Annotated in this window: 12 protein-coding genes; 7 read left to right on the top strand and 5 right to left on the bottom strand. The window is 37.3% G+C overall.

The annotated features are described in order from the left end of the window. Nucleotides 1–100: 100 nt before the first annotated feature. Complete coding sequence (locus H592_RS0119715; RefSeq protein WP_028870283.1) at nt 101–1,969, bottom strand: DUF294 nucleotidyltransferase-like domain-containing protein; 1,869 nt, start codon at nt 1,967–1,969, stop codon at nt 101–103. A gap of 385 nt (nt 1,970–2,354) precedes the next feature. Between H592_RS0119715 and H592_RS0119720 the strand changes: the two genes are divergently transcribed. The 5 genes from H592_RS0119720 (at nt 2,355) to H592_RS0119740 (ending at nt 7,047) form a co-directional block, all read left to right on the top strand. Beyond that, complete coding sequence (locus H592_RS0119720; protein ID WP_028870284.1) at nt 2,355–3,671, top strand: CinA family nicotinamide mononucleotide deamidase-related protein; 1,317 nt, start codon at nt 2,355–2,357, stop codon at nt 3,669–3,671. Between the two features lie 36 nt (nt 3,672–3,707). Continuing rightward, on the top strand, nt 3,708–4,040 hold the full coding sequence (locus tag H592_RS0119725) for a rhodanese-like domain-containing protein (RefSeq protein WP_028870285.1): 333 nt from the start codon (nt 3,708–3,710) through the stop codon (nt 4,038–4,040). A 209-nt stretch (nt 4,041–4,249) separates the two neighbouring features. Continuing rightward, nucleotides 4,250–5,215: an endonuclease/exonuclease/phosphatase family protein gene (locus H592_RS0119730; protein WP_028870286.1), complete on the top strand. Its 966-nt coding sequence runs from the start codon at nt 4,250–4,252 to the stop codon at nt 5,213–5,215. 674 nt (nt 5,216–5,889) lie between these two features. Further along, nucleotides 5,890–6,081 (top strand): CsbD family protein, encoded by a 192-nt coding sequence (locus H592_RS0119735; protein ID WP_028870287.1) that lies wholly within the window; start codon nt 5,890–5,892, stop codon nt 6,079–6,081. Between the two features lie 381 nt (nt 6,082–6,462). Next, nucleotides 6,463–7,047 carry a YqaA family protein gene (locus H592_RS0119740; protein WP_028870288.1) on the top strand — a complete coding sequence of 195 codons (585 nt, stop codon included), beginning with the start codon at nt 6,463–6,465 and terminating at the stop codon, nt 7,045–7,047. 201 nt (nt 7,048–7,248) lie between these two features. Here H592_RS0119740 and H592_RS24110 read toward each other — a convergent pair whose 3' ends face one another. Further along, nucleotides 7,249–7,425, bottom strand: coding sequence for a DUF6435 family protein (locus tag H592_RS24110; RefSeq protein ID WP_156916164.1), 177 nt, complete (start codon nt 7,423–7,425; stop codon nt 7,249–7,251). A gap of 106 nt (nt 7,426–7,531) precedes the next feature. Between H592_RS24110 and H592_RS0119750 the strand changes: the two genes are divergently transcribed. Both H592_RS0119750 and H592_RS0119755 read left to right on the top strand, forming a co-directional pair. Continuing rightward, nucleotides 7,532–7,891 (top strand): MerR family transcriptional regulator, encoded by a 360-nt coding sequence (locus H592_RS0119750; RefSeq protein ID WP_028870289.1) that lies wholly within the window; start codon nt 7,532–7,534, stop codon nt 7,889–7,891. A gap of 305 nt (nt 7,892–8,196) precedes the next feature. Continuing rightward, nucleotides 8,197–8,583 (top strand): carboxymuconolactone decarboxylase family protein, encoded by a 387-nt coding sequence (locus tag H592_RS0119755; protein WP_028870290.1) that lies wholly within the window; start codon nt 8,197–8,199, stop codon nt 8,581–8,583. 309 nt (nt 8,584–8,892) lie between these two features. Here the strand turns inward: H592_RS0119755 and tnpC are convergent, their stop codons facing one another. The 3 genes from tnpC to H592_RS24475 form a co-directional block, all read right to left on the bottom strand. Beyond that, nucleotides 8,893–10,431 (bottom strand): IS66 family transposase, encoded by a 1,539-nt coding sequence (gene tnpC, locus H592_RS0119760; RefSeq protein WP_028870291.1) that lies wholly within the window; start codon nt 10,429–10,431, stop codon nt 8,893–8,895. Between the two features lie 34 nt (nt 10,432–10,465). Next, nucleotides 10,466–10,825, bottom strand: a complete 360-nt coding sequence (gene tnpB / locus H592_RS0119765) for an IS66 family insertion sequence element accessory protein TnpB (RefSeq protein WP_028870292.1) — start codon at nt 10,823–10,825, stop codon at nt 10,466–10,468. Continuing rightward, nucleotides 10,822–11,001 (bottom strand): hypothetical protein (locus tag H592_RS24475; RefSeq protein WP_028870293.1); only part of this gene is annotated, 180 nt, incomplete at its 5' end. The genes H592_RS24475 and tnpB, both read right to left, overlap by 4 nt.

Here is an 11,001-nt window from a genome sequence, read left to right on the forward strand (position 1 = left end):
CGGAGCAAGCTGCTCTTTATCGATTAGCTTATCTCAAGCTGAGGTTATTTAATAAGTGCGAAGTAGCTTTCCTACTTATTAAGTAACCGTTAAATAATGGTTACTTAGTGAATTTCATAAATTTCATTTTAATCTGGTTCTGAAAACTGCTAACAATGCGAAAAGAGTCTTTTAAATGCTGTCGTTCAAAACTGCCAAATAAATTCGGCTTTAATAGGTTATCAATGGTTTGATTATTCTCTATTGCTTGCTGTTGGTGTCGATACCTCAAATGGCAAACGTATTGGTAGGTGCCTTTCAAATCTTGATAAGTCACTTTATTGAGAATTTTTTCTTGATATAACCATTTGATACGTTCATTAGTATTGATATAGCGACAATTATTCATGATGGCATAAATACGCACGACGTCAGAGATACAACTGATCGCTGCTTTTTTGATGTTTAAAACACGATTATTATGGCCGTCTTTCTCCAACACTAAGTTCTGAAAAATACCTAGTGGAGGACGAGTTCTCAGTGCATTTTTAACCAAAGCCAAGGATAATTGAAAATTATTACTGATCTGCTGCTGACGATATTCATTGATACCATCAAACAAATTTTTATCCCCGTAAATATGGCGAATTTCAATAAACACATTTAGGTTAAGCAGTGAATCATACTCTGGTTTATCACTCCATTTCCGATAATACTCTCTCCATACTTGGCTATTTTGGCACCATTTGGGTGTTGCTGCCATAAATCTACCGGTACATAAAGTGTAACCAAGGTTAGATAACCCTTTACAGATATACATAGCCAGATGATTAAAATACATACGGTCAGCTCGCGTTGCATCCTCAGCTAGAATAATTGCGTTATCTTGATCTGAAGCTAAATGAACTTCATTACGAGCATGTGAACCGGCGACCATCCAAGAAAAAGCGCAGGGTGGTTTACCAAAGGCTTCAATCGCTAATTCAATTAAGCGATGGGTAAAAGCATCATAAATAGTCGTTAGTGTTTGTCCGACTAAACTAGGTGACGAAGTACTTTCCATTATTTCTTGGAAGGCCTCATTACGTTGCTCCGACAACTCAATTAAATGCGTAATAGAATGCGCATGGCGAATTTTATCGACTAAGTAAATACCTTGAACACCACTGTTTTGGATTAAATCTTTGGGGGTAATATAGCCAATCACTTGATGCTTATTATCCACCACTGGAATGTGTTGAATATTGTATTTAGTCATCAAGCGTATTGCTTCCATCACCAACTCATTACCAAAAATAGTATAAGGGTTGACGGTCATTACAGTACTAATTGGTTTATTTATATCAACGCAATCAGCGACAACACGGTGGGTGATGTCTTTATCGGTGACCACACCAATTAATGTGTTGTCTTTGGCAATAATAAACGCACAGGAAACACCTACCGCATCGCGCATTTGATTGGCAACACTTTGTATGCTGTCATCGGCTGATACCAAGGCCATTTTAGAGGTCATTAAATCAGCGCAGGCTCGCATATATTGATGTGACGATTGACGTGACTTATTGGGATCGGTGATGCTGGCTTTTAAACGGATTTTTAAGCTTAAATTCAACTGTGACTTAATGTCAGGATAAGCTTCAATTTGTTTCATCAACACACGGTAATTGAATTGATAGAGTAAGGTCTCTTCAATAGCAGTCGTTGAATAGGTTTGTTTAGCATCATCGGGCTGCAGGTTAAATCCAAAAATATCATCATTACTTAGTTTTGAACGTAGCGAACCATCTGGATTATTTTGTTTAATAACACCATTTTTAATAATATAAAGGTACGATTTTTCAAGATCTTGGTTTAGTATTTCTCCTCCATCAAGCACAATAATATCAACGGCTTCAGCAACCTCTTTGAGTGTATTCCTTGGAAGTTCACTGAAGGTAGGGATGGTCTGCAGAAAAGACAAAATGTTGGGAAGTACTTGATTATCCATATTAACCATGCTTTTTGTATTGAATGTTGATCGTTGTGTTGACCGAGAAATTAAACCTATTCTTAAATTGTACTTATAGGGTAGTCTACGTTTTTGATCGGTGAATTGAAAGTCGCATATTATTTGTACTTACTCGATAAAATCAGCTTTAATTGTTAACTGTGAACGATAATAGATATAGATAAATTAACAGCCCTAATGCCTTGTCGGAGCCGCTTTGATTAATCAAATATAGATAGAATATTTTTTATTTGAACATGTTAAAGTAAACCAACAATCAAGGCGTTGTTACCAATCCTAATGGGCGTACTATCTTTTAGTCAGTATAGATGAGTACGCTAGCATTGTTTTATGTAAGCAATCAAACAACTAATAAAGAGAGTTTATGAAGCTAGAAATGATATGCACTGGTGAAGAAGTATTAGCAGGACAGATTGTCGATACTAATGCTGCCTGGTTAGGTAATCAATTGATGGAACATGGTTTTGAAATGCATCGTCGTACCACAGTTGGTGATCGTTTAACGGATTTAGTGGATGTGTTTAAAGAGCGAAGTGTTTGTGCTGATATCATTTTAGTTAATGGCGGGTTGGGGCCGACGGCGGATGACCTATCTTCTCTGGCAATGGCTAATGCAATGGGGGTTGAATTAGAAGAAAGTGCGGAGTGGCGTGCAACATTAACGCAATGGGCAAAAGGGCGTAATATCACCTTAACTGCTAGTAACTTAAAACAAGCTTTATTGCCTAAAGGCGCGCTAGTGGTTGATAACCCAGTGGGCAGTGCTTGCGGGTTTAGAGTCAAATTAAATCAAGCTTGGTTCTTTTTTACACCAGGTGTCCCCCATGAATACAAAACAATGGTCTTAGAGCAGTTTATCCCCTTTGTAAAATCCCAAGCAGGAAAACAGAGTAAAGTTGAAGTGACTAAACTGTTGAGTATTGGTATCGGTGAATCTGACATGGCTGAACGTTTAGAAAAACTATCTTGGCCAACGGGGATTACACTTGGTTACCGCTCTTATACCCCTTATTTAGAATTAAAATTGATTGCCCGTGATGTTAGTAAAGAGCAGCAAGCGTTAGCAATATCGCAAGCAGAAACTTTGTTAGGCGATGCGATTGTTGCTCGAAATAAAGATACGTTAGCGGCAGAAGTGCATCGGCTTTTGAGTGAAGGTGATAGCACCTTAGCCATTGCTGAATCCCTAACAGGTGGTGAAATTTGTAGTCAATTAGTTGCTTTTTCAGGTAGCTCTCATTACCTTAAACAAGGTGTTGTTAGTTATTGTAATGAAGCAAAAATAGGTTTGCTTAATGTACAAGCAAAAGATATTGCTGAGCAATCTGAAGTGTCATTAATTTGTGCTGCACAGATGGCTGTCGGCGTAGCTTGCGCTAATTCTAATATTACAACGCCTGACTTTGCGATCGCGACTACCGGTATTGCTGGCCCTAGTGGTGGAACAGAACATCGTCCAGTTGGCACCGTAGTAATAGCCGTTAAAGCGAAACATAAAATTTATTGTCAAAGTATCAGTATTAGTTCAACCCGTAGTCGAGATTATATACGTGACTTAAGTGTTGCTATTGCTTTTGATATGTTACGCAGAGCTATTTTAGAGTTATCACCGATTGCGGATTATAGTTATATTAAACGGACTGACTCTGCGGTTTATAATTTGCGAGATCTATTAAATTAACCTAAAGACTATGATTAACTCAAAAGGAGTTATTTAATGAAAATTAAAAGACTTATTAGTATCGCTTCATTCACTTTGGCTATGCTATTTAGTTCATTGTCTTATGCAGAACCGGTGTGGATTGATGTCCGTACCTTAGTGGAAAATCAACGTGACAATATTGCGGGAGACTTACGTATTTCGCATTCTAATATTGTTAGAGAAGTGATTAAAATGTTTCCCGATAGAGAAACAGTTTTCTATTTTTATGATAAAACAGGGGGAAGGTCGGATATTGCCATTTCAGCGTTAAAACTAGAAGGGTATAAAAATTTACACAATGCTGGCAGTATTGAGGAAGCGCGAAAACAAAGAGGGATCTCAAAGTAGAGTGCGAATAGAGACACTTGCGAAAAGTCAAGATACACAATCAACCTTAAATACAAAGCATCGATATTGGTTGCTGAATTACCTCGATGATCTTGCCTTTACAAGATTGTCTCTTCATTACCCTAGCATTAATCAAGATACACGTCATTAGAGTATAAATAAGCCATATTAATACATAATTAGAAAATAGTTATGCTGAGGAATTGAAGATGTTTGAAATTGTTATTACCCTATTAACTTGCATCATGTTGTGCGTGACACTGGTCCCTTTATTGCCGAGTAATCATTGGTTATCGAGAGTCTGGGAGTTTCCGCGCGTACAAATTGCCGTCCTCACGGTGAGTCTTACCATTGCTAGTTTGTTCCTAGCTTCTCCAAGCATGGCAATCGTTCTGGTTAGTATTAACGGCTTGTTATCTGTGTATCAAATCGCTTGGATTTTCCCTTATACAAGGCTATATCCAATACAAGTAAAAAAGGCTGTCGCACCGTATCAACAATCAATAAAAATAATGACCAGTAATGTACTGATGACCAATCATTCTGCTGATAAGTTAATTAAGTTAATTCGGTTACATCAACCTGATGTAGTGGTGACCTTGGAAACAGATCAATGGTGGGAAGATGCATTACAACCCATCCATAGCGAATATCCACATCGCGTTAATAGCCCACTAGATAATTTATACGGTATGCACCTTTACAGTAAGTTTGTATTAGAGGACGTACAATTGTTAGACCTTATCGAGGAAGGGATCCCTTCAATACACTGTTATTTAGTATTAAAGAATAATATTAAAGTTAAATGTCATTTTCTACATCCTGCGCCGCCAAGTCCAACGGAGAATACAACTTCAACGCCGAGAGATCAGGAGCTATTGGTAATTGCAAAGCAAGTTGCAGGACAAACGGAGCCTATTATAGTGACAGGTGATTTAAACGATGTTGCTTGGTCGCCAACTACGCGTGCTTTTAGGCGTATTAGTGGACTTAAGGATCCAAGGATGGGCAGAGGCATGTTTAATACGTTTCATGCCAGTTATCCTATTATGCGCTGGCCTCTAGATCATATCTTTCATAGTGAGCATTTTGAGTTGGGCACAATTCAAAGAATGCCGTCTATCGATTCAGATCACTTTCCTTTACTTAGTGAGTTAGTTTACGTTAACAAATAATTAGTCCAATTCTGCTAAATAGCTGATGAGTTTTATTGCTTAAAATACATCACTTCTGTGTTAGACATTTTGCAAAGAGAACAACTATTTGACGCAATTTCAGCCTTAAATTGATGCATATTTACTTGCCAATAATTGATCATATACTTAATGACATTCTACAGCCTCGTTGTTAGATTCAACTGCTGGTGTAAGACATTATTCGATAATGTAACTTGTTGATTATCTATTTTCGTAACTACTCAGCACTCATTAAAACTGAGTGCTTTTTACCAAAATAAAAACGTAAATGCTCAGGGCTAAGCTATTTATGCTTAGTTCAAGGCGAAAAAGCGCAGTTTAGTGGTTTAAATGAGCATTTTTCAACGAAGAAATAGGCTTAAATAGCGACGGCCTGAGTAGTTATCTATTTTCATTGTGAACCATGCAAAATTGACAAGCAGGACTGTAATTATTACAAAGAAGCCACAGGCTTATCATTTACCCTTTGTATTTTCACTTAATAATCAGTGATTTATGTTTTGGCATGAAACTTGGTTGTAGTTAATTGAGTTCCATGAAAGGGTTCATAACATCAATGATTCTAATTACGATGTTATTTTAAATTATCTTTTTAATGACTCTTTTATTAGACCAAGTTTAATAAACCTTATAATAAAGCAAGGAGTTACTTAATGAACAACGATATTATCGAAGGTAAGTGGAAACAAGTTTCAGGTACACTTAAAGCGAATTGGGGTAAATTGACTGACGATGATTTACAAGAAATTGACGGTAACCTAGAAAAGTTTCAAGGTAAAATGCAAGAGAAGTATGGAATGGCTGAAGACGAAGCCAAAAAAGAGTTTGAAAAATCATACTATTAAGCCGTTCGACATAGGACAAATAGCGTACGAAAATTTTACATACATCGATGCATAAGTTTAGTTCTGTATAATTTTGTATAGGTGTTTAGAGGTACGGTTTTGTCCAAGTTATAGGGGGGAGCACCTGATTGCTACCCCCTTAATAGAGCCTCCATACTAGTACGCTGAATAAAATGAAGCCATTAACCCTATTTAAAAAGCTTTCGGTTCATTCAATATTATTTTATTGGTAATAAATAGCATTTATGTAGGCTGATGTTGATACTAAATAACTTACTCAATCAGTTAATTTAGTCATGATCAATTTAGTCATCATTAATTTAACTATCAGCTAACTGAAATACCAACTAACCGAGCTCCCAACCACTTTAGAGATCCACTATGCCAATCAAAAAAAAGATAAAACAAAAAACACGTAAGTTTATTGATTCAAAGCATATGTTGAGTGGCATTACGATTGCATCTTTTTTGGAATCAACCATTGTGCCGATCCCTTTAGAAGCGGTATTAGTACCGTTAATGCAGGCTCGACGTGAAAAGCTTTGGCTTATTGCATTAATGGCAACCTTAGGCTGTATTGTGGGTGCTTTATTGGGTTATGCACTGGGGTATTATCTATTTGATGTGGTTGGTGATTGGATCATTGAAACATTTTCAAACCCAACACAGTTTGAAAATGTTAGACAAAGCATGGAAAATAAAGGATTTTGGTTTGTTATTACGTTAGGTATTATTCCAATTCCATTCCAAATCGCAATGCTTGCTGCGGGTGCAACTAAATACTCACTTACTTTATTTTTAATTGCCTCTGCAATTGCACGCTCTATTCGTTACTTTGGTTTAGCGGTGGTTGTATATTATGCAGGGAACCATGCTGAACGCATTATCAATAAACATAAAAAGAAGGCGATGATTACTCTAACTCTTCTAATACTAGGGGCGTGGGGATTAAGTATAGTATTATAAGCCCGTTTAATATTAGGTCATTGTCACTGACTACGACTCTAAAGCAATGACTCTAAAACAATCGATAGCATAATCATGAATGCCATCGCAATCTAGTTATTAGGCACTGTCATAGGCTCTATTACATGTTATTAAATCAACTCTCAAATACAAAGATAAATTTATAGGGTTACCATTACTTACAAGGCAATCAATATTCTTCTATTTGTTCGCGTTTTCTAAGACTATTAACTGCTTTTCAATTTCTTGTGCTTCAAAACTTAATTGTGAGTAAGTTCTTATATCGCCATTACGCTGTGCGTGCATTGCTTCCTCTAATTTTGCAGACAGTTGTTGGTTGAGTTTTTTAATTGGATCTTTTTTAAAAATTGAAAACATGACTTACTCCTTGAGGTTGTTTCCAGTTATACGTTTTGATTACTAATTTGGTTTACTTTGTTAGTGTATATTTTAATTCTTAGGACTTATTGATTATGAGAAATGCATGAATATTAAAAAATTTTCAGAGGTAACCAACCTCACTACTTATACAATCAGATATTATGAAAAAATGGGGTTGTTAAAAAACATTTCTCGTAATAACAGTGGTCATCGTTGGTTTACAGAGAAAGATATAGTTTGGATCGCGTTTATAAAGCGATTAAAAGATACGGGGATGCCACTGGAAGAAATTTTGCAGTATGCAGAATTAAGAGAGCAGGGTAATTCGACATCAGAACAAAGAATGCAAATGTTACAGGAACACGCCCTTAAACTTGAAGAAAATATTACTGAACAGCAGTTAAACCTGGAGAAGTTGCAACAAAAAATCACCTATTATAGCGAGGTCATCAAACTACAATGAATATAATCCATAAACAATTGGTATTCGCTATTATTTCAATTGCCTTCCTTAATATAGTTTCCTTAAGCCATTAAAATAACAATGCTACATCTTAATTCATTGATATTAAGTTTTTTACGAGGTCATTGTTGATAGTGGAAATTCCATAAACTCATATTAATGAATCTACGTTTTGCCCATTGGCTCATTTTCTCAACTTCTCCCCCTTTTTTAACACTTGACTTAGAGTTAACTCTAAGTTGTAGAGTAGTTAACGAAATCCGATTGTTATTGAAAGTCGGTTTATTAATAAATAAGGGAAGAAAATGAATAATAAACGTTATCAAGATGGCCTTATAAAATTACAAGAAATTGATGGAGAGGCAGGGCAAAAAGTGATTGATAGTTTAGCAACTATTTCTCCCGACTTAGCAAAGTATATTATTGAATTTGCTTTTGGTGATATCTACTCTAGAGCAGGCCTTGATCTCAAAAGTAGAGAATTAGCAACGGTGGCCGCATTAACTGCCATGGGGAGCTGCTTACCACAATTAAATGTGCATATTAATGGTGCACTGAATGTCGGTTGTACACCACAGGAAGTGACAGAAGTAATTATACAAATGGCTGTTTATGCAGGTTTTCCTGCTGCACTCAATGCGATGCAGGTAGCAAAAGAAGTCTTTATTGAGCGTGCCATTATCAAGTATTAATATTAAGAAATATAGATACTTGTACATCATAGGTTTTCCTATGATGTACAAGAAAGCATAACTTTTTACCAAATACACTTCAAAGATCAACTCCTCAGGAAAATAACAACGATAACGTCTATAAATTTTAATCCCTATTCTTGATTGTGATATAACTAACTTCAGCTCACTATGAGCAACACTATTTAGTACTGCTGCTTCTGTGCTCTGCTTGGTTAAGCACTCTAATTTTCTACAAGGATTTGTTATGACAATACGTAAAGTTTCAGAAAAAATACTGTAAGCGTAAATTTAACCCACCTGCACGAATTAATGCCAGTATGCTAAGTGCTCATTTTTAACATTCCATGGAAGTAAACTCTCAAACTGCTCAATTGTTTCAACCAATGGTAGTTCTTTGATGATATATGACAGGTAAGCATACGGCTCAAGTTCATTGGCTTTCGCGGTTTCAATCATACTGTAGATCGCGGCGCTTGCATTGGCTCCTTTGACGCTGTTCGAATGCAACCAATTCTTGCGGCCAACAACAAACGGGCGAATAGCATTTTCAGCCGCATTATTATCAAGCGGAATAATACCGTCCTCCAAGAAGCGCGTTAAGCGCACCCAATTATTATTGAGGTAGCGTAATGCGATACCCAGTTTAGAGGTAACGTTAACTTGTGTTAATGACGTTTCTAGCCAGACTTGCATCTCTTCAATAATCGGTGAAGATTTATCCTGACGAGCTTGCTGTTTTTGCTCTGCTGGCAGTGCGTTGATTGATGTTTCAATGCGGTAAAGCTTCGCGATATAGTTAATTGCAACCTGTGCTTTGCCTGACTTTTTCTTTTGAACCTTCAGTGCTTCATCGAATTTTCGACGCGCATGCGCCCAACAACCGACTCGCGTTATATTACCTTTTTTGCATGCCGCGTTATAACCTGAGTAATCGTCTGTAACAAGATAACCATCAAAGCCATCAAGCAATTGAACAGGTACATGACCCGCTCTCGAGGGCGAGTAATCAAATAAAATAACACGTTGGCCAATAGCGCCCGCAACACCCACCCACATATAAGAGAGTGATTGCGCTGTTTTACCTGGCTCATTCAACACTTGATAACGGGTTTCATCATAATGTATCAGTCGATGACCGACTAAATAGTCTCGCATTAAGTTAACCAACGGAATAAATAATGTCCCCACCTTTATCATCCAGTTTGCAAGTGTTGCCCGGGGAATATCGATACCATGACGCTTAAAAATATTTTCTTGCCGATATAAAGGCAATGCATCCTGGTATTTGCTAATGGCGACATATGCCAGCAACCCCGGTGTAGCATTGCTTTTCGGAATGGCTTGTTTCGGCATACTCGCTGTTTTTATTCCCTGTTCGCAAGCGCGGCAACCGTACTTTATGCGGATGTTTTTGATAACACGTATCGTGGCGGGGATGATTTCTAATTGCTCTGATATTTCTTCGCCAATTTTATGTAAAGCATGACCATCATAAGCGCACTCTTTTTCATCATCAGCTAAGTCGTGGACAACTTCAATGCGTGGTAAATGAGCGGGAAGAGGTTTACGCCCTGCCTTTTTACGCTCATAGCCTGGAATAGTGACAACATCCGTTTGCAGCGCGTCTTCCTCTTCAACAAGTGATTCTGCTTCATCAAAGAGTTCGCCTTGTTGCGGGTTTTGTTTTTCACTTGATGTGCCAAATCGTTGGTGGCGAGCCAAGCGCAGTTGCTCAATTAAACTATCGAGTTTGCTTTGCAGTTTTCCTATTTCATTATCTTTTTCAAGCAACAGTGCCTGAAGTGTATCAATGTCTGTAGGTAGTTGTTTTGACTTGTTTTTCATGACTTATATTATACCAAAGTGGTATAAAAAAGCATCATAAAACCGTCTCATAATGTAAGGTTTTATGGGGTTTCATCGCAAAAACATCATAGCCATCGAGTAACCAGTTTAGCTGTTCGCCACTTAATGTGATCAGTGAATTTTTGTCCTTTAACGGCCATTTAAAACGGGCCTTATCGAGTGTTTTTAGCCATAAAATAAAGCCTGTTTTATCCCACGCCAATATTTTTATTTTATCGCGTCGTTTGTTGGTAAAGACAAATAACTGCTCTGAAAATGGATCAAGGCATAGCGTCTCCTCAACGATAACGGCGAGTCCGTTAATTGCCTTTCTAAAATCGACTGGCTCACGGCAAAGGTAAACATTAGAAATTGACTTACTTGGTCTGATCATAATTGGCTCGCATAGGTAAATATTGATGAGAGCTCAGTGCTCGGTAATTCAATAACCACACCGTTGGGTAATGATATCCGGCAAAGGGCTTTTGACGTATCGCTTTGTATTGCAGAAAGAGAAACCGGGACAAGCTTTTTATTATTTCCAGTTTCAGGTAAAGCTCCTTTTTGACG

This window comes from Psychromonas arctica DSM 14288 (assembly GCF_000482725.1).
Classification (GTDB): domain Bacteria; phylum Pseudomonadota; class Gammaproteobacteria; order Enterobacterales; family Psychromonadaceae; genus Psychromonas; species Psychromonas arctica.

What these genes read in the sequence shown, in the direction of transcription:
- H592_RS0119715 (WP_028870283.1), bottom strand. Translation starts at nt 1,969, where the DNA reads ATGGATAATCAAGTACTTCCCAACATTTTGTCTTTTCTGCAGACCATC.
- H592_RS0119720 (WP_028870284.1), top strand. Translation starts at nt 2,355, where the DNA reads ATGAAGCTAGAAATGATATGCACTGGTGAAGAAGTATTAGCAGGACAG.
- H592_RS0119725 (WP_028870285.1), top strand. Translation starts at nt 3,708, where the DNA reads ATGAAAATTAAAAGACTTATTAGTATCGCTTCATTCACTTTGGCTATG.
- H592_RS0119730 (WP_028870286.1), top strand. Translation starts at nt 4,250, where the DNA reads ATGTTTGAAATTGTTATTACCCTATTAACTTGCATCATGTTGTGCGTG.
- H592_RS0119735 (WP_028870287.1), top strand. Translation starts at nt 5,890, where the DNA reads ATGAACAACGATATTATCGAAGGTAAGTGGAAACAAGTTTCAGGTACA.
- H592_RS0119740 (WP_028870288.1), top strand. Translation starts at nt 6,463, where the DNA reads ATGCCAATCAAAAAAAAGATAAAACAAAAAACACGTAAGTTTATTGAT.
- H592_RS24110 (WP_156916164.1), bottom strand. Translation starts at nt 7,425, where the DNA reads ATGTTTTCAATTTTTAAAAAAGATCCAATTAAAAAACTCAACCAACAA.
- H592_RS0119750 (WP_028870289.1), top strand. Translation starts at nt 7,532, where the DNA reads ATGAATATTAAAAAATTTTCAGAGGTAACCAACCTCACTACTTATACA.
- H592_RS0119755 (WP_028870290.1), top strand. Translation starts at nt 8,197, where the DNA reads ATGAATAATAAACGTTATCAAGATGGCCTTATAAAATTACAAGAAATT.
- tnpC (WP_028870291.1), bottom strand. Translation starts at nt 10,431, where the DNA reads ATGAAAAACAAGTCAAAACAACTACCTACAGACATTGATACACTTCAG.
- tnpB (WP_028870292.1), bottom strand. Translation starts at nt 10,825, where the DNA reads ATGATCAGACCAAGTAAGTCAATTTCTAATGTTTACCTTTGCCGTGAG.